At 71.9% G+C, this 25236-nt stretch carries 18 protein-coding genes and 1 pseudogene; 4 read left to right on the forward strand and 15 right to left on the reverse strand.

Annotation, left to right across the window (positions count from 1 at the left end; all coding sequences use genetic code 11):
• Positions 1–61: 61 nt before the first annotated feature.
• Entirely contained in the window at positions 62–580 is a 519-nt protein-coding gene (locus KBC94_RS21930; protein WP_294375132.1) for a MarR family transcriptional regulator, read from the forward strand.
• Positions 581–667: 87 nt separating this feature from the next.
• Here KBC94_RS21930 and KBC94_RS21935 read toward each other — a convergent pair whose 3' ends face one another.
• Entirely contained in the window at positions 668–1528 is an 861-nt protein-coding gene (locus KBC94_RS21935) for a LysR family transcriptional regulator (protein WP_294375134.1), read from the reverse strand.
• Between the two features lie 123 nt (positions 1529–1651).
• Between KBC94_RS21935 and KBC94_RS21940 the strand changes: the two genes are divergently transcribed.
• Positions 1652–2494 (forward strand): oxidoreductase, encoded by an 843-nt coding sequence (locus tag KBC94_RS21940; protein WP_294375137.1) that lies wholly within the window; start codon positions 1652–1654, stop codon positions 2492–2494.
• Positions 2495–2542: 48 nt separating this feature from the next.
• A complete protein-coding gene (locus KBC94_RS21945; RefSeq protein ID WP_294375141.1) occupies positions 2543–3952 on the forward strand; it encodes an MFS transporter in 1410 nt (469 codons plus the stop codon).
• Between the two features lie 52 nt (positions 3953–4004).
• Here the strand turns inward: KBC94_RS21945 and KBC94_RS21950 are convergent, their stop codons facing one another.
• From KBC94_RS21950 to KBC94_RS21980, 7 genes are all read right to left on the reverse strand, one after another.
• Positions 4005–5243, reverse strand: a complete 1239-nt coding sequence (locus KBC94_RS21950) for a PrsW family intramembrane metalloprotease (protein ID WP_294375144.1) — start codon at positions 5241–5243, stop codon at positions 4005–4007.
• Complete coding sequence (locus tag KBC94_RS21955) at positions 5240–5860, reverse strand: hypothetical protein (RefSeq protein ID WP_294375147.1); 621 nt, start codon at positions 5858–5860, stop codon at positions 5240–5242. The genes KBC94_RS21950 and KBC94_RS21955 overlap by 4 nt, the downstream gene beginning before the upstream one ends.
• A gap of 106 nt (positions 5861–5966) precedes the next feature.
• Positions 5967–6299: a hypothetical protein gene (locus tag KBC94_RS21960; protein ID WP_294375149.1), complete on the reverse strand. Its 333-nt coding sequence runs from the start codon at positions 6297–6299 to the stop codon at positions 5967–5969.
• A gap of 60 nt (positions 6300–6359) precedes the next feature.
• Positions 6360–7058, reverse strand: coding sequence for an HAD family phosphatase (locus KBC94_RS21965; protein ID WP_294375151.1), 699 nt, complete (start codon positions 7056–7058; stop codon positions 6360–6362).
• Between the two features lie 155 nt (positions 7059–7213).
• Positions 7214–7987, reverse strand: a complete 774-nt coding sequence (locus KBC94_RS21970; RefSeq protein ID WP_294375344.1) for a citryl-CoA lyase — start codon at positions 7985–7987, stop codon at positions 7214–7216.
• Positions 7988–8091: 104 nt separating this feature from the next.
• Positions 8092–9291, reverse strand: coding sequence for a CoA transferase (locus KBC94_RS21975; protein ID WP_294375153.1), 1200 nt, complete (start codon positions 9289–9291; stop codon positions 8092–8094).
• Between the two features lie 3 nt (positions 9292–9294).
• A complete protein-coding gene (locus KBC94_RS21980; protein WP_294375156.1) occupies positions 9295–10263 on the reverse strand; it encodes a tripartite tricarboxylate transporter substrate binding protein in 969 nt (322 codons plus the stop codon).
• Positions 10264–10448: 185 nt separating this feature from the next.
• Between KBC94_RS21980 and KBC94_RS21985 the strand changes: the two genes are divergently transcribed.
• Positions 10449–11351 (forward strand): IclR family transcriptional regulator, encoded by a 903-nt coding sequence (locus KBC94_RS21985; protein WP_294375158.1) that lies wholly within the window; start codon positions 10449–10451, stop codon positions 11349–11351.
• 60 nt (positions 11352–11411) lie between these two features.
• On the opposite strand, the gene KBC94_RS21990 is transcribed toward KBC94_RS21985, so the two are convergent.
• From KBC94_RS21990 to treS, 7 genes and pseudogenes are all read right to left on the reverse strand, one after another.
• On the reverse strand, positions 11412–12188 hold the full coding sequence (locus KBC94_RS21990) for an alpha/beta fold hydrolase (RefSeq protein ID WP_294375160.1): 777 nt from the start codon (positions 12186–12188) through the stop codon (positions 11412–11414).
• Entirely contained in the window at positions 12172–13338 is a 1167-nt protein-coding gene (locus KBC94_RS21995; RefSeq protein ID WP_294375163.1) for a DUF3182 family protein, read from the reverse strand. Before KBC94_RS21995 ends, KBC94_RS21990 begins: the two co-directional genes overlap by 17 nt.
• Positions 13339–13408: 70 nt before the next feature.
• On the reverse strand, positions 13409–13648 hold the full coding sequence (locus KBC94_RS22000) for a DUF3606 domain-containing protein (RefSeq protein ID WP_234197810.1): 240 nt from the start codon (positions 13646–13648) through the stop codon (positions 13409–13411).
• Positions 13649–13743: 95 nt separating this feature from the next.
• On the reverse strand, positions 13744–18843 hold the full coding sequence (gene treY, locus KBC94_RS22005) for a malto-oligosyltrehalose synthase (RefSeq protein ID WP_294375168.1): 5100 nt from the start codon (positions 18841–18843) through the stop codon (positions 13744–13746).
• 189 nt (positions 18844–19032) lie between these two features.
• Positions 19033–20943, reverse strand: a complete 1911-nt coding sequence (gene treZ / locus KBC94_RS22010; RefSeq protein ID WP_294375171.1) for a malto-oligosyltrehalose trehalohydrolase — start codon at positions 20941–20943, stop codon at positions 19033–19035.
• Between the two features lie 283 nt (positions 20944–21226).
• Positions 21227–21883 (reverse strand): annotated as a pseudogene (locus tag KBC94_RS22015) (hypothetical protein); the annotation flags it as partial.
• Complete coding sequence (gene treS / locus KBC94_RS22020; RefSeq protein ID WP_294375174.1) at positions 21880–25233, reverse strand: maltose alpha-D-glucosyltransferase; 3354 nt, start codon at positions 25231–25233, stop codon at positions 21880–21882. The gene treS and the pseudogene KBC94_RS22015, both read right to left, overlap by 4 nt.
• Positions 25234–25236: the final 3 nt, after the last annotated feature.

Genomic DNA, 25236 nt, shown 5'->3' on the forward strand with positions numbered 1-25236 from the left:
AGTACCATCCGGGCGACCCGCAGGCCGCCCCATCGGGAGGCCGCCCGACCGAAGCCGCATCTTGACGAACAAGCCCGCCGCGCGCAGCCGCCAGCGTCGACCCTCCCCCGCCCCTTCAGCCCGTGCGCAGCCGCGGCGCAACCTTCCCTTGCTGCTGCTGCAGGTGCGCGCCGCCGTCGTGGGCCGCTTCCGCCATGTGCTCAAGAAGACGGGCCTGACGGAGCAGCAGTTCCGCATCCTTCGCGCGCTCCATGTGCGCGGCACGCTGGAGCCGCGGGAGCTCTGTGCCATCTGCCATATCTCCAGCCCCAGCCTGAGCGGCGTGCTCGCGCGCATGGACAGCATGGGACTGGTGCAGCGCGAGCGACACAAGGACGACCAGCGCCGGCAGCATGTGTCGCTCTCGCGCCGGGCGCAGCAGATGTTCGCGGACGTGAGCGAGGACATGGAGGCCGTCTACCAGGAACTCGAAGCGGCCCTGGGACCGGCCTTCGTGGACCAGATGTACGCCATGTGCGACACGGTGCTCGAGGTGCTCAAGGGTCCGGAGGGCGAGGCCCCGGCCGAGGACGACGCCTGAAGACGGCACCGGCCTGATCTGCCCGCCTCGATAAGGACAAGCCGCAACGTACCGCCGCCGGCGGCCGCTCGGCAAGTGCGCGGCGCCTCAGCCCTGCAGCCCCGCCACGTGCTCATTCACGATCGCAATGAACGCCCGCAACCGGTTCAGCCGCCGCAGGTCGCGGTGGTAGCCCATCCAGATCTCCCGCGCGGGCGGCTCCTCCGGCAGGCTCAGCCGGCGCAGGCCGCCCACCTGGTTGCCCACCACCTGCGGCAGCACGGCGATGCCGATGCCGTGGCTGCTCATGCGGGCCTGCACGTTGCGGTTGTTGGACGCCAGCAGCGGCCGGGCATTGGGAAAGCGGCTCTTCAGCCACGCGATGTCCGGGAACTGGCCGGTCGAGGTGTCGTGCGTGATGAGCCGAAAGCCCGCGCCGTCGCCGAACACCGGGTCGGGTGAGGCCGTGGCGACATAGACGCCGTAGGGCAGGCGCACCAGCTTTCGCTGCACCACGTCGGGCGCATTGAAGGGGACGATGCGGAACGCGATGTCGGCCTCCCGCTGCGCCAGGTTGAACAGGCGCGTGCCGGTCAGCACTTCGAGATCGACGCGCGGGTACGACCGGGCGTAGTCCGCAATGATGGGCGGCAGGACGAAGGCGCCGAACCAGTCGGCCGACGAGATGCGCAGGCTGCCCTGCAGCTTCTCTTCCCCGCCTGCCAGGCGCCGCTGCATGGCGAGCGCGCCCTCCTCCATCTGCTCGGCCAGCGCCACGATGCCGGCGCCCTCGTCCGTGGGCACAAAGCCGTCCGCGGTGCGCTGGAACAGCGTGTGGCCCACGGCCTGCTCCAGCGCCCGGAGCCGGCGCCCGATGGTCGGATGGCTCAGCTGCAAGGCGCGTGCGGCACCGCCCAGGGTGCCCGCGCGCACCACGGCCAGGAAGATGCGGACATCGCTCCACTCCACGGCACGACCCCTTTCAGAAATGAACGGGCAGCGTACAGCACTGTCAGTTGTCGAACAGATTCAGATCGCTAGATTCCTTCCATGCCGGCGCCTCGGCCGGCACACCGCATCGAAAGGAAAAGCATGCAGAAGAAGACCTGGTTGATCACGGGCTGTTCGGCGGGCCTGGGCCGCGCATTGGCCGAAGCAGTGGCCGCGCGCGGCGACCGGCTGGTGGCCACCGCGCGGTCCGTCGCTGCGCTGGACGACCTGCGCCAGCGCTACCCGCAGACCGTGCAGGTGGTCGCGCTCGACGTCACCCGCCCCGGCGACGCCGCGCAGGCTGTCGCGCTGGCCGAGCGCACCTTCGGTGGCCTGGACGTTCTGGTCAACAACGCGGGCATCGGCTTCATCGGGGCCATCGAGGAAGGCGAGCCCCACGAGTACCGGCCGGTCTTCGAGATCAATGTGTTCGGCCTGATCGAGACCACCCGCGCCGCGTTGCCCGCGCTGCGCCAGCGCCAGGGGGCGCGCATCGTCAACCTGTCGTCCGGCGCCGGCATCGCGGGCTCGGCCGGCTCGGGCTTCTACAACGCGACCAAGTTCGCGGTGGAAGGGCTCTCCGAAGCGCTGGCCGAGGAACTCGCGCCCCTGGGCGTGAAGGTGATCATCGTGGAGCCCGGGCCCTTCCGCACCGAGTTCCTGGGGCGCTCGATGGCCACGGCGGCCCGCCGGATCGACGCCTACGCGCAGACGGCCCATGCCCGGCACGACTACCGCGAACGCAACGATGGCAGGCAGGCCGGCGATCCGGCCAAGGCCGTCGCCGTCATGCTGCAGGCCGTCGACGCCGGCAACCCCCCGCTGCACCTGCCCCTGGGGCCGGCGGCGCACCGGACGGCCGCGCGCAAGCTGGAGGCCTTCCGCGCGGACATCGCTGCCTGGCGCGACCTGTCCATCGCGACCGACTTCACGCAGCAAGACTGAGGGCCGGGTCATGACAGTCACAAAGGCTCGGTCCTCATGAAGGCGGCCATGAACCTTTCGACATCCGGGCGAGGCGACGGCGCCGATGCCCGCCGATGGCTGGCCCTGTGCGTGCTGCTGGCCGGCACGCTGCTGCCGCCGCTGGACTTCTTCATCGTCAACGTGGCGCTGCCCGCCATCCAGTCCGACCTGCAGGCGACGCCTTCGCTGGCCCAGCTGGTCGTGTCGGTGTATGCGGCGGCCTATGCCGTGACCCTGATCCTTGGCGGGCGGCTGGGCGACCTGTATGGGCGCAAGCGCATGTTCATCGCCGGGATGCTGGGCTTCGGCGTGGCGTCGGCGCTGTGCGGCTGCGCGCCCTCGCCGGGCGTGCTGGTCGCGGGCCGGCTCCTGCAAGGCATCAGCGCGGCGGTGATGGCGCCGCAGTCGCTGGCGTCCATCCATGCCATCTTCCCGGCCGGGGAGAAGTCGCGTGCCCTCGGCATGTACGGCGCCACCTTCGGCGCGGCCTCGGTGGCCGGCCAGTTGCTGGGCGGCCTGCTGGTGTCGGCCGATCTGTTCGGGCTGGGGTGGCGCACGGTCTTCCTGATCAACCTGCCGATCATCGCGCTGGCCATTCCGGCGGCCGTCGCCTGGGTGCGCGACAGCCGCTCCGAGCAGGCGGCGCGCCTGGACATCGTGGGCGCGCTGCTGCTGGCCGCCGGCCTGCTGGCGCTGGTGGTACCGCTCATCGAAGGGCGCGAGCGAGGCTGGCCCGCGTGGTGTATCGGCGTTCTCGCGCTCACGCCGCCGCTCCTGCTTGTGTTCTGGCGTTGGGAACAGCGGCAGGAGCGGGGCAGCGGCACGCCGCTGGTGCCGCCCGCTGCGCTGGCCTCGCCGGGCCTGCGGCGCAGCCTGGCCGCCGCGTTCTTCTTCTACACGCTGGCGCCCTTCTTTCTGGTGTTCGCCGTCTACGAACAGAGAGGGCTGGGCCACGACCCGTTGACCGCGGGGCTGGCCGTGCTGCCGTTGGGCGTCGGCTTCCTGCTCGGACCACTGAGCGGCGCGACCCTGGCGCGACGGCTGGGCGCTGACACCGCGGCATTCGGCATGGGCCTGGAGGTGGTGGGCGTGCTGGCTGCCGCGGGCCTGGCCTGGGTCGATGCGCCAGGATGGCTGCCGGGGCCGCTGTTCCTTATCGGACTCGGCCAGGGCATCGCGCTGCCTGCGCTGGTGCGGCTGAACGTGGACCAGGTGGATGCACGCTGGGCCGGGCTGGCGGCCGGCATGGTCAATGCCACGCTGCAGATCAGCGCGGCGGTGTCGACCGCCGTCATCGGCGGCCTGTTCTTTGCGCTGTCCTCGCACGGCGCCGGGCCGGCGGCGGTGAAGGCGGCCTTTCCGGTGGCGCTGCTGGTGATCGCTGCGGGACTGGCGCTGGCGGTGGTCTTGAGCCGGAAGACCCGGGCGATGCCTTGAGGTCAGGCCGGGCGCCCGCTCATCAACGGCACAGGCCCGGGCGCCGCCCGGATCACGGCAGGCGCCCCACCCGCGGCTCCATCAGCACGCCGAGCGTCTCGCGCAGGCGCCGGATTCGCCGCTCGTTCTTCAGCGTCCTGCGCCCCCGCCCATAGATGGAGGCCTTGAGCACCAGCCGCAGTTGCTCGCGCTGCAGCCGGCGCTTGAGCCGCCGCGCGCGGCGGCCGTATTCGCGGCCGATGGCACGCCGGGCGCGCAGGCGCTCCAGCGGGTTGCCCAGCCGCTCGCGCTCGTCGTCGGCCAGCAGGTCGCGCTCGGGCACCAGCGCCTCGGCCTGGGCATGCAGGTAGGCGCCGGTCTCGCGCGTGGCGGCGCGCCAGATCAGGACCGCGGCCAGCAGCAGGGGCAGGCCCTTGGTCACCATCAGCAAGCTGACGCCCAGGTTGCTGTTGGGAAACCAGCTTTCGAGCCAGGGCGAATTCCAGACGAAGTGCATGGCCCAGGCCAGCCCGAAGCAGGCCACGGCCACGCCCACGCGCACCGGCCGGCTGCGCTCGGTGTGCCGCAGGTACCAGGCCACGCCATAGGCCGCCACCGCGCTGAAGGCGGCATGGGTCCACGGGCCCGACAGCACCCCGCGGCTGAGCAGGTTCCACAGTACCGGGTAGACCTGGTTCTCCAGCGGGAAGTTGATGGCCGCGCGCACGGTGTACGCCAGGTTCTCCACCACCTGGAAGCCCAGCCCGGCCATGGCGCCGACGATGAGCACCGACAGCTCGGTGCGGAACTGCCGGCGCGCCATCTGCACCAGCAGCAGCACGCCCGCGAGCTTGAGGAACTCCTCGGTGATGGGGCCGGCCAGGGCCGGTCCCCAGGTGGCGGCGAATTCGGGCGAGACCTGCTTGGCCGCCAGACTCTGGATGGCGCGGTTGGCCGGCGCCGCCAGCGTGGGCGCGGCCAGGCCGCCCCAGGCGAAAGCGAGGCCATAGGCCGCGGGCCGGTGCTGCGCCAGCAGGTCCATGGCGCCGAAGGCGGCCATGAACAGGCGCGCATACAGCGCCCAGGCCAGCGTGGCCAGCAGCGCGGCGACGGGCACCACGCGCAGGCCCGACAGGTAGAGCTGGCCCATGGACCACAGCCCGAGCAGCAGCAGCGCCACCATCAGCCAGAAGGCGGCCCGCCGCGGCTGGAAGAAGGGCTCCTCGGCCTCGAAGGCGTGCAGGCGCGCCAGGGCCTTGGGCTCGTGGGCGGATGGGGGTGAAGGCGCGGCCGGCACGACCAGCGGTCTCATGCGGCGCCCAGGTCCATCGAGGCCAGCATGTCCTGCGCCTCGGTCAGCGCCTGCGCGCCGGCGTCGGTGTCCTGGTTGGGGCCGTAGAAGTCGACGGTGACGACGGTGGCGCGCGCCTCGTCCATCACCAGCCAGAGCCGACCGCTCGTGCGCGCCCCGTAGTAGGCGAAGGTGGTGCCCTGCAGGCCCCAGTCGGTGAAGAAGTCCGAGGGCTCGCCTTCCACGCGCAGGCGGTAGCCGCGCTCCAGCAGCCGCTGTTCGCGCCGCAGCAGGCCGTCGGCGTCGCCATGCCAGGCAGCGGTCTGCACCGAAAAGCTGTGGCCGCTCTTGACCAGCACCAGCGACTGGCCGGGCCGCGAGCGGGCCACGTCCATCTGCCAGCCGGGCGCCGGCACGAAGCGGGCCGGGCCGATGGTGAGCGGCTGTCCCTGGGCCACGGCCCGCGCGCTCGGCGTGAGCTGGTCCCACAGCTGCAGCCCGCCCACGTACAGCACCATGGCGGCCGCCAGGGCGAGCGTGGCGGGCCAGGTGGACTGGCCAGGACGAGGAGCGGCAGGCATGCCGGCGATGCTGCCATGGCCGGACTGCACGGCGCTGACACGGGATGGCGAGGTCATGGGGGCAAGCGTGCAACGCGCATGCCAGCGGCCGGGCGGGCGAGCATTCGGACGCCTTCGGCTTCGCCCGCGGTGCGAGCGCCCTTCGGAGTGGCCGTGCGGGCGCTCATTCCTTCTCGGTCTCCAGGTGCGCGTCGCAGCCCTGGCCCGCGGCGATGTAGCGCCGGGCCAGGCGCGCCAGCAGCGGGGCGGCGCGCCGCAGTGGGCGCGGCAGCCAGCGCTCGGGTTGCACGATCAGCCCGCAGCGGTAGACCTGCGCCTCGGCCTGCCAGACCAGCGCGGCGCAGGCGCCCTGCGTGCGACGGCTGGCCACGATGCCCAGCGGACAGGGCGCATGCGCACAGCACACGCCGCAGCCGTTGCACGGGGCGCCGTAGGGCGGCTTCTCCGGCGCCTCGGGCTGCAGGTGGATGACGCGGTGGGATCGGGGGTCGCCCATGGTGGCAGGGGGCAAGGCGGCGAGGGCGGCGGCGCGACGGACGCAGGGCAGAGGCCGGGCTCAGCGCCCGGTCCACGCGGCCAGCAGAGCGGGCAGCCGAGCCATGTCCTCGAACGTGGTCGCCGCGCCGACCGACAGCAAGGCCTGGCTGCCGCTGTGGCCCGGCCCGCCCGGGCTGTAGCCGAAGACAGTCGCGCCCGCGGCCACGCCGGCCGTGGCGCCGGTGACGGTGTCTTCCACCACGGCGCAGCGCCCGGCCGGCACGCCCAGGGCGGCGGCGGCGGCCAGGTACACGTCGGGATGCGGCTTGCTGCGCGGCGTCTCATGGCCGCTGAAGATGCGGCCTTCGAACAGCTCCAGCAGTCCCACCTTGGCCAGCTGCAGCTCGACCTTGCGCCGATCGGCGCCCGAGGCGCAGGCGATGCGGCCGTCCAGCCGCTGGTGCAGGTCACGCACGGCCTCCACCGCACCGGGAATGGCGACCAGCTCGCGCTCCAGCGCCTCGTTGCGACGGGCCCAGAAGCGGTCGAGCCAGGCGCGATCGATGCGCACGCCGGTCTCCTGGAAGATGCGCTCGGCCTCGTCCTTCACGGCCTTGCCGATGAAGACCTGCATCGCCTCTTCCTCGGTGATGGCCCAGCCCAGCTCGTGGAGCATCGTCACCAGCACGCGGTGGGTGATCGGCTCGGAATCGACCAGAACGCCGTCGCAGTCGAAGAGCACGGCGTCGAAGGGGAACGGGGAGGCGGCAGAGGACATGCGGGCTGGGGGAAAGGAAGACGACGGAAAGCCGACGAGCATAGCCGCCGGCCTCCGTCACCGCCCTGCCCCGCGCCGCCGACCCCGGCGCTGGCGCGACCACGGCGCGTCGACGGACCGACTGCCGCACATGCCGGCCCGTCGACGCGCCAGCCTCAGCGCTGCGCCGGCACCTCGCGCGGCGGCGGCCCGTCGTAGGTGGGCTGGTACTGCCGCGGGATGGGGCCCTTGATGCGCACGTCCTGCGCGGTCTGCTCCCACGCATGCGCCAGCACGCCCACCGAGCGCGACAGGCAGAACAGCCCGCGCGCCAGCGGCGCCGCAAAGCCCAGCTCGGCATAGATGACGGCCGTGGCGCCGTCGATGTTCATGGGAATGGGCTTGCCCTTCGCGGCCGACAGGCGCGCCTCGACCGCGCGGCCGATGCGGGCGAAACGCCCATCAACCTCGCCGGCCGCCGCGGCCTCGTCCACCAGCGCCAGCAGCGGCGCCGAGCGCGGGTCCACCGGATGGAAGCGGTGGCCGAAGCCCGCCACCACCTTGCCGCGCGCGGCGATGAAGGCGTCCAGGCCGTCCTGCACGGCGCGGTCCTCGTCGGCGCCGGCGTCGATGCGGGCGGCGATGTCCTCGTACAGCTCCACCGCCTGCTCGCCCGCGCCGCCGTGCACGTCGCCCAGCACGTTCACGGCCGAGGCCATGGCGCTGTTCAGGCCCACACCGCAGGTGGCGGCCATGCGCGCGATGGCGATGCTGGGCGCCTGCGGGCCGTGGTCCACGGCGGCCATCAGCGCGGCCTCCAGCAGCGCGGCCTGGCCGGGCGTGGGCAGGTCGCCGCGGGTCATCAGCCAGATCATCTGGGCCAGGCTCACCCGCTCGCGGATCAGGTCCTGGATCGGGTAGCCGCGGTAGCGGATCACGCCCGGCGACATGTCGATGATCGAGGTGCGCCACCAGTCCTCGGTGGTGCGGCGGGCATCGGGGGCAGGCTTGGCGCCGCCGGCGGAAGCACCAGCCGGCAGGGATGCGGGATCGGTCATATGGCTTGTTCGTCTTGCAGTTGTGCGATCTCCTCAGCCGAGTAGCCGAGGCTGGCCAGGATCTCCGTGGAATGCTGGCCCAGCGTGGGCGGCGGCGTGTCGACGCGCGGCGCCTGGCCGTCGATCTTGAAGCCGGTGCGCACCACGCGGATGTCGCGGCCCACGCCCGGCACGTCGTCGAAGCGGCCGATCATGCCGCGGCCGGCCACCTGCGGATGCGCCAGCGCCTCGCCCACGGTGTAGACCGGCCCGGCCGGCACGCCGGCCTGGTTGAGCAGCGGCCACCAGGCCTCGGTGGTGCGCGCAGCCAGCGCCGCTTCGAGCTGGGCCTTGAGTTCGGCGCGGTGCTGCAGGCGGCCCTGGCGCTCGCGGAAGCGCGGGTCCTGCGGCAGGTCGGGCCGCCCCACCACGCGGCACAGGGCCTCGAACTGCTCCTGCTTGTTGGCGGCAATGTTGAGCAGCCCGTCCGCCGTGCGGAAGGTGCCCGAGGGGCTGGCCGTGAAGTTGTCGTTGCCCATGGGCTGCGGCGCGCGGCCGGCGATCAGGTGGTTGGAGACCACCCAGCCCATGGTCGCCATCACCGCCTCGAGCATGGAGACGTCGATGAAGGTGCCGCCGGTGCGCTGCCGGTCGGCCAGTGCCGCGGCGATGGCGAAGGCCGCCGTCATGCCGCCGATGGTGTCGGCCATGGGGTAGCCCACGCGGTAGGGCGCGTTGTCGGGCGCACCGGTGATGCTCATGGTGCCAGACATGCCCTGGATGATCTGGTCATAGGCCGGCAGGTCGCGCAGCGGCCCGTCCTGGCCGAAGCCGGAGATGGCGCAGTAGACGAGCCGCGGGTTCTCGGCCAGCAGTTCGTCGTAGCCCAGGCCCAGGCGCTGCATCACGCCGGGGCGGAAGTTCTCCACCAGCACGTCGGCCGTGCGCACCAGGCGGCGCAGCACCTCCTTGCCCTCGGGCTTCTTGAGGTCGACGGTGATGGAGCGCTTGCCCGCGTTCTGCGCCAGGAAGGACACGCCCATGTGGCGGCGGTTGAGCTCGGCATCGGCACCCAGTTGCCGGGCCAGGTCGCCGCCCTGGCGGCTCTCCACCTTGACGACGTCGGCGCCCATGTGGGCCAGCTGGTGGCAGGCGAAGGGCCCGGCCAGCACATTGGTGAGATCGAGGACGCGGATGCACTGCAACGAAGCACCCATCCTTCAATCCACCCGCGCGCCGGACTCGCGCACGGCCGTGCCCCAGCGCGTCTGCTCGCTCTTCATGAAGGCGCCCAGCTCGGCCGCCGTGCCGCCGCGGGCCGCGCTGCCCTCGTCGCGCAGGCGGGCGATCACGTCGGGGCGCTTGAGCGCGGCATTGGCCACGGCATTGAGCGCATCCACCGCCTCGGCCGGCGTGCCGGCGGGCGCCACCAGGGCCTTCCAGTCCTCGGCGACGAAGCCGGGGTAGCCGGACTCGGCCACCGTCGGCACGTCGGGCAGCACCTCGATGCGCTGGCCCGAGGTCACGGCCACGGCGCGCAGCTTGCCGGCCTTGACCATCGAGATGACGCTGGGCGGCGTGGCGAAGTAGATGTCGGTCTGCCCGCCCAGCATGTCGGTGATGGCCGGGCCGGCGCCCTTGTACGGCACATGCATCACCTGGATGCCGGCGCGGCGCGCGAACATTTCGCCGGCCACATGGCCCACCGTGCCGGTGCCGGCGGAGGCCATGGTCAGCTGGCGGGTCTTGGATTGGGTCTTGAGGTCGGCCAGGGTGTGGATGGCGGAGTCGGCCCGCACCACCAGCACCACCGGCTGCGAGGCCAGCAGCACCACCGGCGCGAAGTCCTTGGCTGCGTCGAAGGGCATGCGGCTGTAGAGCGCGGGGTTGATGGCCAGGTTGGCCGTCTGGCCGGCGCCGAAGGTGTAGCCGTCCTTGCGGGCCTTGGCCACGGCGTCGAGGCCGATGTTGCCGCCGGCGCCCGGCTTGTTGTCGATGACGAAGTTCCAGCGCGTGTCCTTGGCCGTGATCTCGTTGACCACGAGCCGCGTGAGCACGTCCGTGCCGCCGGCCGGCGGGAAGGGCACCACGATCTTGATGGGCTGGGTGGGAAAGCCGGCCTGCGCGGCGGCCAGGGCGCCGTGCAGGGCGAGCGTGGCGCACAGCGCCAGACGGTGGAAGGGTTTCACAGGGGTCTCCTTTGCTTGATGCCGTTCTACTGAACAGAACAGCACTCTGTTGGATAGAACTGTAGTCCGGTCGCAGCGCCAAGACGCATCGGGTTAACCCTGGCATTCCCGGCGCGTCGGGCGCGCAGTTCGGCCATGTCACACTGCGGCCGCTCCCGCGAACCGACCTTCCTCCCGCCGCCGCCATGACCGACGCCGCCCCCTCGCCTGCCGACCCCGCCGCCGACGCCGCTGCCTCCGACTCCAGCGGCGTGGCCGTGCTCGACCGGGCCTTCGCGCTGCTGGCCGCCTTCGACGCCGACAGCGCGCGGCTCACGCTGTCGGAGCTGTCGCGCCGCACGGGCCTGTACAAGAGCACGGTGCTGCGGCTGCTGGGCGCGCTGGAGCACGGCGGCTTCGTGCGGCGACTGCCCGACGGGCAGTACGCCATCGGGCCGCAGCCGCTGCGGCTGGCGGCGGTGTACCAGCGCTCCTTCCAGGTAGGGCATGTGATCGAGCCGCTGCTGGAGCAGCTGAGCGCCGCCAGCGGCGAGACGGCCTCCTTCTACGTGCGGCATGGCCTGCAGCGGGTGGCGCTGTTCCGCGTGGAGCCCGCGCGCTCGGTGCGCGCCTCGGTGCAGGTCGGCCAGGGCTATGCCATCGGCCAGGGCGCCTCGGGCAAGGTGCTGATGGCCTTCGGCCTGCAAGGCGAGCCCGACCTTCCCGAGCTGCCGGAAGCCGACGCCATCCGCGCCCAGTTCTGGGCCACCTCCTGGGGCGAGCGCGACCCCGAGACGGCCTCCGCCGCCGCGCCGGTGTTCGGCGTGGGCGGCGCGCTGCAGGGCGTGCTGGCCATCTCCGGCCCGCGCCAGCGGCTCGAACAGGGCGACACCATGCGCACCGCCTGCCGCCAGGTGCTGGAGGCCGCGCGCAACGCCACCGCGGCGCTGGGCGGCAACGTGAGCGGCTTTACCGCCAGCCTGGCTGCGCTGGCCGTGACTGGAGACACCGCCCACCTTCCGCGCAACCCAACCAATGCACAACACCTTCTCGGCGCTATCGAACAACTCGACGGCGAACGTGCCAAGCGTCTCTCACCGAAGGAGTGAGGTGGGTCCGGACCCATACGGTCGTCCGGCACTGAACGGAACGCCGCACGGGCGCCTGCCTCAGGGCGGGCTGACCGGCGCCCGCGAGGCCGCCATGTCGGGCGCCACATGCAGCCCGCGCATCATCTCGGTCATCCACGTCACCAGCAGCGCGCCGTAGGCCTTGCGCCAGGCTTCCTTCGACAGCGCATGGTCCGCGCCCGACAGCACCCGGTAGGTGACCGAGCGCACGGCGCGGAAGGAGCCCAGGTAGTTGGCGATGACCGGATGCGGCACGGTGCTGTCGTGCTCCGACTCCACCACCAGCACGTCGCCACGGAAGGCCTCGCAGGCGCCCAGCGCGCGGTTGGCCTCCGGCGCGATGGAGGTCAGGCGATAGGCGGCCAGATCGCTGCGGCTGAGTTGGCCCTTGGGCACTTCCCAGTCCTCGTCGCGGTAGAGCGCGGGCGCGCGCATGGCCAGCCAGCGCACCGGCCGCAGGCCCGTGACCAGCGCCGCCAGGTAGCCGCCGTAGCTGCTGCCGACGATGGCGATGGCGGTGGGGTCGACGGCGGGGTGGCCGGCCAGCGTGTCGTAGGCGGCCAGCACGTCGCGCAGGTTGTCCTCGCGCGTCACGTCCAGCCGCTGCGCCGCATGGCGCGCGTGGCCGCGCAGGTCGAAGGTCAGGCACACGCAGCCGAGTGCGGCGATCTCGCGGGCCCGGGCCAGGTACTGCGCCTGGCTGCCGTCCCAGCCATGCACCAGGAGCACGCCGGGCACCTTGGCCGCGGCCACCAGGGTGCCGTCGATCTTCTGGTCGTCGACGGCGATCTGCAGGGTCTCAAGCTGGGTCTGCATCGGGAAGGATCAGCGCATAGCGGGTGATGAGGCCCACGCTCGGGTCCACATCGCGGTAGTAGATCTGCGCGCCCTCGGGCGGTTGCTCCTCGCCATAGCACTCGCCGCTGGCGGCGCGCAGCCGCTGCAGGGTGGGGTCGGCATGGAAGCGCTCCAGCGCGGCGATCTCGGCGCTGGTAGCGCCGCCCAGGCGCCAGGACTGCTCCAGCACGCCCGATCGCCACTGGCCGTGCACGTCCATGCCCTGCGCCACGTCGTAGTTGATGCGCGAAGCGAAGAAGCCGGCATAGCTGCGCTCCACCGCCGCGTGGTAGCTGCGCGCCTGGGCCACGGCCAGGCGCAGCGCGTCGGGCAGGAAGGGCTCGGCCATCAGCACGTCCAGGCCGCCGCGCACCAGCGTGAGCTGCGAGCCGCCATACACCGCCTCGCCCTGGTTGTCGTAGGTCAGCCGCTGATGGCCGTGGTAGCTGAGCACCAGGCTGCCGACGATCACCTGGCCCACGCTCACGGTATCGGGATGGCGCAGGTTCTCTTCCAGCACCACGCCATCGGCGGCGAGGGCGGGCTCGCCCAGCGCCTCCAGCTGGCGGTCCAGCGATTCGGTGTCGTGGGCTACGCTCTGCCCCCGGCCGGCGGTGCCGCGCACGGCCTTCACGCGCACGGGTCCGCGGGCCAGCAACATCCGGCCAGCTCGCTGCGCCTCCGCCAGGCTGAAGGCGGTGTAGCCGTGCAGCACCGCATCGGCCGATTGCGCGGCAAAGTCGGCCGACCAGCCTTCGGGCCGCGCCGCATCCGCATCGACCAGCGGATGGGTGATGGCCTTGGTGGCGACGAAGGAATAGGGAACGACGCCGCCGAACAGGTCGTGCGGGCCTTGGATGCCGGCGACGCGGGCGTCAGCAGCGGTGAGGGTGTCGTTGGGCACCACGTACTGGGGTGCACCGGCGGGCCGCTGCGGATTGAAGTCGCCGGCAAAACGGTGGCCCTTGAGGGCCGCCAGCCGCTCAGCGAAGTCGGTACGGGCAGCACGCTCGTGGGCGCTGTCGTAGCCTCGGCCGGCCACATGCCAGAGCCAGGTTTCACCCGGCGGGCTGCCCGGCGCGGGCATCAACGCAGGGGCCAGGCCCTCCTCGAAATCCAGTGGGGGCATCGGTGCTCTCCAGTGTCCGGTGGCCATGGAGCGATGCTGCGAAGGCGGCCGGGCGGCCGCGTAGGTGCTTTCAGGCAGTGAGCGTCGGCCACGGCGCGGCGGCGGGAGGCCGGGCGCCCCAGCCGTCGCGCATGAGGCGGCGCACGGCGCCGGGCGAATCGCCCACGCGCTCCACGGCCAGGCGCAGCAGCGATTCGGTGACGCCGAATTCGCCCATCCAATAGCTCACGTCGTCCCGGCAGTCGAGGTGGATGCGCTCGGGGTGCTGGAGCACGCTGCCGGGGAACACGGCGCTTTGCAGGGTAGTCATGGCTGTCTCCGTCGGACCTGGATGTGGAGCACCATGATGAGGCGCGACGCCTCCAAAAGCAGCAGGCATCAGCCGGCCGCCATGAAGGACGCCGCCTACACCGCGTGTTCCGCGGGCACCAGCACCGCGCAGGGCAGCGTCTGCAGCAGCGCGTCGACGGCCACCCAACCGCCCTCGACATGGCGCCCGCTGAGCACGTCGCGCCAGCCGCCCGGGCGCTGCGGCAGCGCCAGCGTGGTCGACGCCCAGGCCTGCGCGTCCCAGCCCTCAGGCGGCGGCGCGTCGCGCCGGTCGTCATCCTGTTCGGCAAAGAAGCGGCCCGCGACGAAGACGAGCGCATCGTCCCCGACCTGCCGGGTGAAGGCGACGACGGCCTCGTCGGCCGGCCCATTGGCGTAAAGGGGCTGGTGGTCGCCGTCGCGCACCAGGGCGGCATGTTCGCGGCGCATTTGCAGCAGGCGCCAGGCCGTCCACAGCTTGGCTTCGCCCAGGCGCGCGGGCGTCATGCGCTCGGCCAGGCCCTCGGCCATGCGCTCCGGACGGGCGGCCAGGGCCTCCAGGCCGGCCAGCAGCTCGCTGCGCGCCGCGTAGTCGACCGGGCGGCGGTTGTCGGGATCGACCAGGCTGAAGTCCAGGCACTCGGTGCCCTGGTAGGTGTCGGGCACGCCAGCCGAGCAGAACTTGAGCGCCGTGAACACCAGCGAATTGAGGCCGCCCCACCAGGCCAGCCGCGCGGCCAGCGGCTCGAAGTCGGCGCGGAACTCCTCGCTGTCCACCACGCCGCGCACGAACTGCGCCAGCGCGCCTTCGTAGGCCTCGTCGCGCATCACCCAGCTGGTGTGGCGCTTGCCCTCGCGCGCGGCCTTGTGCATGTAGCGCACCAGCCGCTCGGCCAGCTCCTCGCGGGCCTCTTCGTCGGCGCCTCCGGCGGGCCAGATGCCCAGCATGGTCTGGTAGAGCAGGTATTCGTCGGCGCGCGACGGCGTCACGCCGTGGTCGAGCAGCGCGACCTGCGCCTCCGGCTCGGCCAGCGCATGCCAGCGGCGCAACGCCAGGCGCCAGGTGGCCGGCATCTCCGAGAGCACATGCAGGCGCATGCGCACGTCCTCGGCGCGCTTGTTGTCGTGGGTGGAGCTGGCCAGCAGCGTGTGCGGCCAGCGGCGGGCGCGGTCGGCGCTGGCCTCGTGGAACTGCTCCAGCGTGAAGCCGAAGGTGGCCGGATCGCCCCCCACCTCGTTGAGCGAGGCGAGCGGATACCAGCGGTAGAAGGCCGTGTCCTCCACGCCCTTGGCGGCCACCGGCGCACTGAACTGCTGGAAGCGCGCCGCCAGCCGCAGCACCTGCGGATGCAGCACCGGGTCGCCCGCATGCAGCTCGCCGCGCAGCGCCTGGCCGACGAAGTCGTAGATGCTGTCGTCGGCCAGCTCGCCCCGCTCGCGCGCGGCGGCGATGGCATCGTCGATGTAGCGCTGGTCCTGCGCGGAAAGGCCGCGGTCGGTCACGTAGCTGCGGTAGACGCGCATGCAGGTGGCCACCTCGGCCAGCGCGCGGCGCAGGTTGTTGAGCGTGTAGTCGCGCGTGCGGCGGTCGGCGCGGGCGATGCGCAGCGCGGCCGTGGCGATCATGGTCAGGTCCGAGGCCAGCGCATTGCGGGTGACGGCCCGCTTGCCCAGGTACTCGACCTCGTGGAAGGGCGCGTCCTCGCCCGTGAAGCCACGCCAGATGCGGTCGAAGGCGGCGTCCGATTCGGTCTGCACCAGCACGCCCGCGGCCACATTGGCGAAGCGGTAGCCGGTGGTGCCGTGGATGGCCCAGGCCTCGGGCACCTCCTCGTGGCCGGCGGCGATCTTCTCGGCGACCACGTAGAGCGGCCGCTCGGGCCGCCCGCTGCCGTCATCGGCCGCCAGGCGCCGGCCGGTGCGCCGCGCAAAGCCCTGCTGCAGCCGGTCGAAGTACGCGGCCGGGTCGTGCAGGCCGTCGGGATGGTCGATGCGCAGGCCGTCCACCAGGCCGCGCGCAGCCAGGTCCAGCGGCAGGGCATGCGTGGCCTCGAAGACCTCGGGCCGCTCCATGCGCAGCGCGGCCAGCTCGTTGACGTCGAAGAAACGGCGGTAGTTGATCTCGTCCGAGGCCACGCGCCAGAAGGCCAGGCGGTAGTGCTGCGCCTCCAGCAGCTGGTGCAGCGCCTCGCGGTGGCGCGGATGGTTCCAGCGCGCCACGGCCGCCTGCACGGCGCTGCCGAAGGCGGCCGATTCGCCGATCAGCGCGGCCAGACGGGCCTGGGCGGCGGTCTTGTCGCGGGCGCGCCGCGCGGCGTCGTCCGCGCCGGCGGGCAGCGACTCGAAGGCCTGCGCCACGCCGGCCAGGGCGGCCGCGTCCTCGGGACCGGCCATCAGCGGCTCGGCCGAGCGAAGCACGGGCGCATAGCTTTCGGGCGCGACCGGGAAGCAATGGTCGTGGTAGTGGATGGCCAGCCGACCGCCCGTGGCGTCCAGGCCCAGCTTCAGCTCGCCGTCGTCCAGTACCTGTCCGTAGGCGCCGCCCAGGACGGCCAGCAGCACCTTGCCGGCCAGCTCCGGGTCGGCGGGCTGCCATTCGATGTCGAAGTGGCTGGCGTAGAGGGAGGCGGGGCCGTTTTCCAGCACGTCTTCCCACCAGGGGTTGTCGCCGCCGAGCACGCCCATGTGGTTGGGCACCAGGTCCAGGATCTGGCCCATGCCGTGGCGCTGCAGCGCGGCGCAGAAGCGCATGAAGCCGGCCTCGCCGCCCAGCTCGGGGTTGATCTGGTCATGCGCCACCACGTCGTAGCCGTGGGTGCTGCCCGGGCGCGCACGCTGCAGCGGCGAGCAATAGACATGGCTGATGCCCAGCCGCTGCAGGTAGGGCAGGATGGCGATGGCATCGTCGAAGGTGAAGCCGGCATGGAACTGCAGCCGGTAGGTGGCCCGCGGCAGGCGCAGCGGATGGCGCACCGGGCCCTCGGCCGCAGCCGCACCGCCCACGGCCGGCCGTTCGGCGGCCACGGCGGCGGCGATGGCGGCCACGCGCGGCGCCTGCGCCCACTGCTCCACCGGCAACGCCAGCCGCCGGCGCCAGTTGGGATGCTCGTTCACCGTGCCCGGCAGGTTGGCCTGGCCGCGCTCGCCCAGCAGATCCTCGGCCTGCACCATCAGCAGCCGCGACGGCGCCTGGGCCAGCCAGCCGTGCACCGCAGCGGCCGCATCGGTGCCGAAGTCGCCGCTGCCCAGCAGGCGCGCACCCGCCTCGGCATCGAGCCGGCCGGCATCCTCCAGCGCGAAGGCCAGTTGCACCCGGTCGGCCGCGCGTTCCGCCAGTTGCTGGCGCGCCATCTCGTCGCTGGGGTAGAGCTGCAGGCGGATGCGCTCGCCCAGGTCGGCCCCCGACCACCAGCCTTCGAGCGTGGCAAGGTCGTGCGTGCTCACCGCCGCCAGCGCCTGGGCCGGGTAGGCCGCGGGGCGCTTGAAGGCGGCGCCCTCGCGCTCGAACACCATCAGCCGGTACGACAGCAGGCCGTAGCGCTGCATGAGCGCCCGCGTGGCGTCGGTGACGGTGCCCAGGTCCTCGCCGATGACGACGCAGCGCTGGCGCCGGCTTTCGAGGGCGACGATGGCCATCATCTCCTCGGCCGGATAGGCCACGTAGGCGCCGCTGGCGGCCTTCTCGCCGGGCGGAATCCAGAACAGGCGGGTCAGTCCCATCACATGGTCGATGCGCACCGCGCCGGCGTTGCGCATGCTGGCGCGCAGCGCCTCGATGAACAGGCCGTAGCCGCTGGCGCGCAGGGCCGCGGGCCGCATGGGCGGCAGGCCCCAGTCCTGGCCCAGCAGGTTGAGTGCATCGGGCGGCGCACCCACGCTGGCGCCGGGCGCGAAGACGTCGCCGCCGGCCCAGGCGTCGGCGCCGTGACGGTCCACCGAGACGGCCAGGTCCAGGTACAGGCCGATGGCCATGCCGCGGCTGCGGCACTGGCGTGCGGCGGCCTCGAGCTGGCTGGCGGCCAGCCACTGCAGCCAGGCCTGGAACTCGACCTGCGCCGCATGCTGCTGCGCGAAGGCCTTCACCTCGGCCGAGCCCGGTTCGCGGTAGGCCGCAGGCCAGCAGGGCGGGCCCCAGCAGTCGGGATCGCGGGCACGCAGGTGACGGCGCAGGGCCTCGAAGGTGGCATGGCGCTGCAGCGCCTCGCCACGCTGCTGGCAGAAGGCCCGGAAGGCGTCATCGCGCTGGCGCGCGACCAGGCCGGGCTCGGGCACCTGGCGCCGGGCCTGCACATGCGCGTGCAGCAACGCCAGCACTTCCAGCTTGGCGGCGGCCACGCCTTCGTGGTCCACCAGCGACTGGGCGCGCAGGTGGCCCAGCCGGGCCTGGAACTCGTCGGACTCCACCAGACGCCGCGCCTCCAGGCAGTCGGCATATTCGGGCAGGGCCTCGACGGCGATGTACAGCGGATTGAGGAAGAGCCGCGAGGACGGGCTGTACGGGCTGCACTGGCCGGGATCGTCCGGGAACAGCGCATGCAAGGGATTGAGGCCCACGGCCTGCGCACCCAGGCCGGCGGCCTGTTCGACCAGGCGGCCCAGGTCGGCGAAGTCGCCGATGCCCCATTGCGTGTCCGAGCGCAGGCCATAGAGCTGCGCGGCCACACCCCAGTGCCGCACGCCCTCGGCATCGCCGGGTGGCGGCTGGCACGAGGCCGGCGCGGCGATCACCAGCAACTCGGCCGTGCCGACGCGCAGGCGGTGGTAGCCCATGGGCAGGGCGTCGGGCAGCTCCAGCACGGCATGGCGCTCGACGACCATGCGCCCGTCGACCTGCCGGCGCGCGCCCTCGCCCTGGCCGAAGTCGATCAGGCCCTCGTGGGCGCCGCCCTGCTCCAGTTGGAGGGTCCAGGGCGGCGCGGACTCGCCCTCGGGCCAGCGCAGGCTGAGGGGCACGCGCAGGCTGTCGGCCTGGGCCAGCAGCACCGGCGGCAATGCCGTGCGCCATTCGGCCTCGTCCATGCGTTCGATCTCGGCCTGCCACGCGGCCTCGTCCTGCGGGTCATGGCGCCCCAGGCCCAGCTCGTGCAACAGGCTGGCCAGGTGCCGCGGCTCCACCGCCACCTCGCGGCCCCAGACATCGTGGTAACGGGGGGACAGGCCGCAGCGGGCGCAGGCGCGATAGAGGGCTTCGGACATGGCGGGACAGTCGCAGGAGAAAAAGGAAAAGGCTCACCCAGTGTGGACCAATCCGCCGTGGCTGGGTGGATTGCCTGGGCATGGGCGGCGCCGGCGCAACGCGCAACCCGGGGCCGGGCACGCCCACGCAGTACCGGGGAATGGGCCGGGGCACGGCAGGGCGGGCACGGCGGCGGTGGTCACACCTCGTCAGGGCGCCTCGAACACGGACAGGGTGTCGTCGTCCTCGTCGAAGACCGGCAACTGCAGCAGGGCCGCACATCCGCCGCCCGGCGACAGCGCCAGCAGGGGCAGGCGCGGGCTCGGCCCGGCTGCCAGGTGGCAGCCCCAGCTGTGGAACACGCGGCCGGTGGGTGCGGCGCCCAATTGCTCGGTATCGCCCAGGTTGATGACCATCTGCAGCCAGCATAGACCGTCCGGCAGCGACGGCGTCATTTCCCACTGCAGGAAGAGCAGGTCGCCAGACAGTTGCCAGCGGCCGCTGCCCGGCCTGGCCGGCAGGTGCGGCACCACGCGGCGCTTGCGCACCGCCAGCAGCGTGCGCACCTCGTGCACGCGCTCGCGATGGCCGGGCTGCTCGCGCTCGGCCCAGTCGAGCCGGCTGGCGGTGAAGGTGCTTTCGGCATTCGGGTCGGGGATGCGGGCCCGCGCCTCGGCACTGGTGAAGCCTTCGAAACGGCCGAACTCGCGCCGGCGGCCATCGGTCACCGCCTGGGCCAGCTCAGGCCCGAAGTCGCAGAAGTACAGGAAGGGCGCGGTGGCCGCCCATTCCTCCCCCATGAACATCAGCGGCACATGGGGCGACAGCAGCAGCGCCGCGCGCAGCGCCCGCAGCCGGTGGGCCGGCGCCAGTGCCTCGATGCGCTCGCCGAAGGCGCGGTTGCCGATCTGGTCGTGGTTCTGCAGGAAGGAGACGAAGGCCGTGGGCGGCAGCGTGTCGGTGGGCTCGCCGCGCGGGTCGCCGTCGCGCATTACCGAGGGCTGGCCGGTGTAGATGAAGCCGCCCGCCAGCGCCCGGCCGACCAGGGCCTTGGGCTCGCTCGCGTAATCGAGGTAGTAGCCGTCGATCTCGCCCGTGGCCTGCACATGCGCGGCATGGTGGAAGTCGTCGTTCCACTGCGCCGTGGCGTCGTGTGGGCGGCCCTCGGCGTCGCGGGTGAGCAGGTGGACGTGGTTGTGCTCGTTCTCCAGCACCACGTGGATGGCACGCTCGCGGCCGGGGCCCTTGCGCAGCGCCTCGGTGATCTCGCACACGATGTGCAGCTCGGAGTCATCGCGGATGGCATGCACCGCGTCCATGCGCAGGCCGTCGAAGCGGAATTCCTCGATCCAGTAGAGCGCGTTGTGCACGAAGAAGTCGCGCACCGGCCGCGAGTGGTCGCCGTCGTAGTTGATGGCCGCGCCCCAGGGCGTCTGATGCGCAGGGTTGAAGAACTGCGGGCAGTAGGCGTGCAGGTAGTTGCCTTCGGGGCCGAAGTGGTTGTAGACCACGTCCAGCAGCACCATCAGGCCCAGGCCGTGGGCCGTGTCGACGAAGGCCTTGAGCGCCTCGGGCCGGCCGTAGCTGGCCTCGGGCGCGAACTGCAGCACGCCGTCGTAGCCCCAGCCGCGGGTGCCGGGGAAATCGGCCACCGGCATCATCTCGATGGCCGTGATGCCCAGCGCCGCCAGTTCGGGCAGCTTCTTGCGGGCGGCGTCGAAGGTGCCCTCGGGCGTGAAGCTGCCGATGTGCAGCTCATAGACCACCGCTTCGCGCCAGGGGCGGCCCTGCCAGTCATCGTCGTGCCATTCGTAGGCGGCCGGGGCCACCACGCGGCTCGGGCCGTGCACATCGTCGGGGTTGTGGCGCGAAGCCGGGTCGGGCACCTTCAGGCCGTCGGGCAGCACGAACCGGTAGTCGTCGCCGGCGGCGGCCATGGGCACGTCGCAGCCGAACCAGCCCTCGTCGCCGACCGCCTTCATGGGGTGCGTGGCCCAGCCGGTGCCCCGCGCACGCCGCTCCAGCACCACGTCCGCCACGCCGGGCGCCCACAGGCGAAAACGAACGCCCCCGCCCTCCAGCACCGTGGCGCCGAAGGGCATCTTGTGCTCACGTCTCATCGTTCGCTTTCAGCTTTCCATGTCAAAGAGGGGGCGGCGGATCGACCGGCCGGCGCGGGATCAGCGGATCGTCCGCGCCGCGGGCCGAGGCCGGGCGAGGCAGCGTCTCGCCATCGACCTGGGGCGCGGGCGGCGTGGCCGTGGCCGGCACCTCGGGCAGCGGGTCGAGCACCGTGGTGGGTGCAGCGGCATCGGCCGCAGTCGCCTGGACCGCCGCGGCCGCTGGCGAGGCCACGGCAGGCCCCGCAGCGCTGCCCGTGCGGGGCACACCCTCGGTCTCCGGCGGCAGCCATTGCTGGATGTGGCGCGACGCCCAATCCTTGCCGGCCAGCCCGAAAGCCAGTGCCAGCGCAAAGACGAAGCCGGCCAGGATCACCAGGAAGCTCTCGCGCACGATGTCGCCGCCGATGCGCAGGTGGTCCAGCGCGATGAGGATGACGAACACCAGGATGGCGTACTGCGCGATGCGCGAGAAGAAGGTCGCGTCGGGCATGCCCACGTTGCGGCCGTAGGTGCGCACGGCATCGCCCACGAAGCGGGCGAAGTAGGCGCCGAAGGCCAGCACCAGCAGTGCGACGAACACGTTGGGCACGAACCAGATCACCCGGCCCAGCAGGTCGGTGATGTAGGTCAGCCCCAGGCCGTTGAAGGCGATGATCAGCGCCGCCAGGATGACGGCCCAGTAGGCCAGCAGGCCCACGAGCCCCGTGGTGTCCACCCGCACCCCGCCCTGGCGCAAAAAGCCGTCCAGCCCCGCCCTTTCGGTCAGCACCGGGAAGTTGACGGCCCGCAGCGCCTTGGTGACGGCGAAGCGCACCACCTTGGCGACGAGCCAGCCGCCCACCAGCACCAGTGCCGCGAACAGCAGCCGCGGCAGGAAGGCCGCGATCTGGTACAGGAAGGCCCGCAGGGGCAACAGCTGCATGCTGAAGTCGTTCATGGATGCTCACCTCCTCGTGATGCCTCGGACACCCCCGGCGCGCGTGCCAGGGCCAGCAGCCCCTGAAGCGGCACCTGGGCCCAGTCGATGCGGTTGTTGAGTTCGTAGCGCAGCTCGTACAAGGCCTTGTCGATCTCGAAGAGCGACATCAGCGCCTCGTCCGGTGCCCCGGCGCCGGCATGGGCCAGCGTGTCGCGGTAGCCACCCAGGTAGGCGGCGCGCACGGCCGCCTCCCAGTCGGCGGCCACGGCGTTCAGGCGGGCCAGCTCGTCCACGTTCTGCGCCACCCGCTTGAGGGCCGACCAGCGCGCGTAGTTGAAGGAGCGCAGCATGCCCGCCACGTCGCGCAGGGCCGGGCCCTTGGCGCGGCGCTCGTCGATGCTGCGCGCCGGCTCGCCCTCGAAGTCGATGAGGATGAAGTCGTTGCGCGAGACCAGCACCTGGCCCAGGTGGTAGTCGCCATGCAGGCGCGTCTTGATGCCGCCGGTGCCCACGCCGTCGAAGGCGGCAATGCGCTCCAGCAGCTGCGCCTGGCGTTCGATGAGCTGCCGCGCATCGCCCTGCGCGCCCTCGCCCAGCGTGGGCAGGCGCTCGGCCAGCAGGCTCATCGTGGCACGCGCATCGTCGTGGGCGCGAAGGCGCAGGGCCTCGCGGTCTTCCGACGTGAGCGGCTCGGGCGCGAAGGCCGGGTCGTCCGCCGGTGCCGACGCGAAGGCCAGGTGCATCTCGGCCGTGCGCTGGCCCAGCAGGCGCATCAGCGTGAGGAAGGCGCCGTGGTCCACCTGCGCGGCCTCGGGCGCGGCCTGGTGCTCGGCCAGGGCGCGCTCCAGGTAGGCCAGCGTGTAGTCCCAGGCATCGCCCTGGTTGGGCACGAAGGCCTGCAGCAGGCCCAGCGTCATGACGGTGCCGTCGTTGCCGTGGTACTCGATCGCACCGGCCACCGGCACGCAGTTGGCAAAGCGCACCGTCTCCGTGAGGAAGCGGCCGATCTCCAGCTCGGGGTTGATGCCCGGCTGCACGCGGCGATAGCACTTGAAGAAGAGCTGGTCGCCAAAGGTGAGCGCGGTATTGCTGCTCGCCACGCTGGGCCGGCTCACGGCCAGGGCCTCGATGGCCGCGGCGTCCACGCCGGCCAGGTCGCGGCTGCCGGTGAAGCGGATCTCGCCGCCGGTGGCCGGCAGCACCAGCCCCTGTGCCATGGCCACCGCCACCGCATGGGCGAAGGCGGGGTCGAACATGGCGTCGCCCATCACGCCCACCTGGGCCTGTTGGCGCACCTTTGCGACAACGGCGGGGGCGTACTGCTTGATGGTCTCCTCGTCCAGGTCTTCCCAGGCGATGCCCAGCGGCATGAAGTAGCGGCCGCTGCCGCTGCCCGCCTGCACATCCAGCAGCGGCAGCACATAGGCGCGCTCGCCGCGGTCCCAGGTCGCATGGTCGGCGATGCCCACGCGCTGGATCGGCTCGCCCTTGGCGCCATACCAGCGCTGCACCTCCAGGTGGCGCGGCATGACGTCGACTTCGAACTGCTCGCGCAGCCGGTCGGCCATGCCGATGCGCCAGGGCATGACGCGCTCGCGGAACAGGCTGGACCAGCCGTCGAACAGCACCAGCACCGGCCGGTCGCGCAGTTGCAGGCCTTCCTGGTGCCAGCTGGGCACGTCCACGTCGGTGGCCAGGCGGAACCAGAAGAAGCCGTACGAGGGCATCGTCAGCATGTACGGCAGCTCGCCGATGGGCGGGAAGGTGGTGCGGCCCAGCATCTCCACCGGCACGCGGCCCTTGAAGGCGCCCAGGTCCAGCTCCACCGGCTGGGCCGCGCGCGAGAGGTTGAAGACGGTGAGGATCACCTCGCCCTCGTACTCGCTCAGGTAGGCGAGCACCTTGCGGTTGCCGGGCTTGAGGAAGGTCTTGCGGCCACGCCCGAACGCGCGGCTGGTCTTGCGCACGGCCAGCATGCGGCGCGTCCAGTGCAGCAGCGAGCTCTGGTCGCGCAGCTGCGACTCGACGTTCACGGCCTCGTAGCCGTAGATCGGGTCCATGATGGGCTGCAGGTACAGCCGCTGCGGGTCGGCGCGCGAGAAGCCGGCGTTGCGCTCGTTGCTCCACTGCATGGGCGTGCGCACGCCATTGCGGTCGCCGACGAACACGTTGTCGCCCATGCCGATCTCGTCACCGTAGTAGATGATGGGCGAGCCGGGCATGGACAGCAGCATGCCGTTCATGAGCTTGATGCGGTCCTTGTCGTTGCCCATCAGCGGCGCCAGCCGGCGGCGGATGCCGAGGTTGATGCGCGCCTGCTTGTCCGCCGCGTATGTGCTGTACATGTAGTCGCGTTCGCGGTTGGTGACCATCTCCAGCGTCAGCTCGTCGTGGTTGCGCAGGAAGATGGCCCACTGGCAGCCCTCGGGGATGTCGGGCGTCTGCTGCAGGATCTCGACGATGGGGTCGCGGTCTTCCTGCGCGATGGCCATGTACATGCGCGGCATCAGCGGGAAGTGATAGCACATGTGGCATTCGTCGCCGGTGCCGAAGTACTCGCGCACGTCCTCGGGCCACATGTTGGCCTCGGCCAGCAGGAAGCGGTTGGTGTAGTTGGCGTCGATGGCGGCGCGCAGCTTCTTGATGACGTCGTGCGTCTCGGGCAGGTTCTCGTTGCTGGTGCCGTCGCGCTCGATCAGGTAGGGGATGGCGTCCAGGCGAAAACCGTCCACGCCCATGTCGAGCCAGAAGCGCATGATGCCGAACACCGCCTCCAGCACGTCGGGGTTGTCGAAATTGAGGTCGGGCTGGTGGCTGAAGAAGCGGTGCCAGTAGTACTGCTTGGCCACCGGGTCCCAGGCCCAGTTGCTGGTCTCGGTGTCGGTGAAGATGATCCGCGTGCCCTGGTAGATCTGGTCGGTGTCGCTCCAGACATAGAAGTTGCGCTCGGGCGAGCCGGCCGGGGCCTGGCGCGCACGCTGGAACCAGGGATGGTCGCTGGAGGTGTGGTTGATGACCAGCTCGGTGATCACCCGCAGGCCGCGGGCATGGGCCGCGTCCAGCATTTCCTTGAAGTCCTCCAGCGTGCCGTACTGCGGATTCACGGCGCAGTACTCGCTGATGTCGTAGCCGTCGTCGCGCAGCGGCGACGGGTAGAAGGGCATCAGCCAGATGGTGTTGACGCCCAGCTCCTTCACATAGTCCAGGCGCTCGGTCACGCCCTTGAAGTCGCCGATGCCGTCACCGTTGGTGTCGTTGAAGGCCTTGACGTTGAGCTGGTAGATGACCGCGTCGCGGTACCAGGTGGGATCCTCGGAGCTGTCGATCTCGACGTTCTCCAGGGCCAGGCGGGGTGCGGTCTGCGTCATGCG

Source organism: Pseudacidovorax sp. (assembly GCF_017991995.1).
In the GTDB taxonomy this organism is placed as follows: Bacteria; Pseudomonadota; Gammaproteobacteria; order Burkholderiales; family Burkholderiaceae_C; genus Xenophilus.

Bases quoted from the DNA above. Each gene is read 5' to 3' on its own strand.
- KBC94_RS21940 (WP_294375137.1), top strand. From the start codon at position 1,652: ATGCAGAAGAAGACCTGGTTGATCACGGGCTGTTCGGCGGGCCTGGGC.
- KBC94_RS21945 (WP_294375141.1), top strand. From the start codon at position 2,543: ATGAACCTTTCGACATCCGGGCGAGGCGACGGCGCCGATGCCCGCCGA.
- KBC94_RS21950 (WP_294375144.1), bottom strand. From the start codon at position 5,243: ATGAGACCGCTGGTCGTGCCGGCCGCGCCTTCACCCCCATCCGCCCAC.
- KBC94_RS21955 (WP_294375147.1), bottom strand. From the start codon at position 5,860: ATGACCTCGCCATCCCGTGTCAGCGCCGTGCAGTCCGGCCATGGCAGC.
- KBC94_RS21960 (WP_294375149.1), bottom strand. From the start codon at position 6,299: ATGGGCGACCCCCGATCCCACCGCGTCATCCACCTGCAGCCCGAGGCG.
- KBC94_RS21965 (WP_294375151.1), bottom strand. From the start codon at position 7,058: ATGTCCTCTGCCGCCTCCCCGTTCCCCTTCGACGCCGTGCTCTTCGAC.
- KBC94_RS21970 (WP_294375344.1), bottom strand. From the start codon at position 7,987: ATGTCGCCGGGCGTGATCCGCTACCGCGGCTACCCGATCCAGGACCTG.
- KBC94_RS21975 (WP_294375153.1), bottom strand. From the start codon at position 9,291: ATGGGTGCTTCGTTGCAGTGCATCCGCGTCCTCGATCTCACCAATGTG.
- KBC94_RS21985 (WP_294375158.1), top strand. From the start codon at position 10,449: ATGACCGACGCCGCCCCCTCGCCTGCCGACCCCGCCGCCGACGCCGCT.
- KBC94_RS21990 (WP_294375160.1), bottom strand. From the start codon at position 12,188: ATGCAGACCCAGCTTGAGACCCTGCAGATCGCCGTCGACGACCAGAAG.
- KBC94_RS21995 (WP_294375163.1), bottom strand. From the start codon at position 13,338: ATGCCCCCACTGGATTTCGAGGAGGGCCTGGCCCCTGCGTTGATGCCC.
- KBC94_RS22000 (WP_234197810.1), bottom strand. From the start codon at position 13,648: ATGACTACCCTGCAAAGCGCCGTGTTCCCCGGCAGCGTGCTCCAGCAC.
- treY (WP_294375168.1), bottom strand. From the start codon at position 18,843: ATGTCCGAAGCCCTCTATCGCGCCTGCGCCCGCTGCGGCCTGTCCCCC.
- treZ (WP_294375171.1), bottom strand. From the start codon at position 20,943: ATGAGACGTGAGCACAAGATGCCCTTCGGCGCCACGGTGCTGGAGGGC.
- treS (WP_294375174.1), bottom strand. From the start codon at position 25,233: ATGACGCAGACCGCACCCCGCCTGGCCCTGGAGAACGTCGAGATCGAC.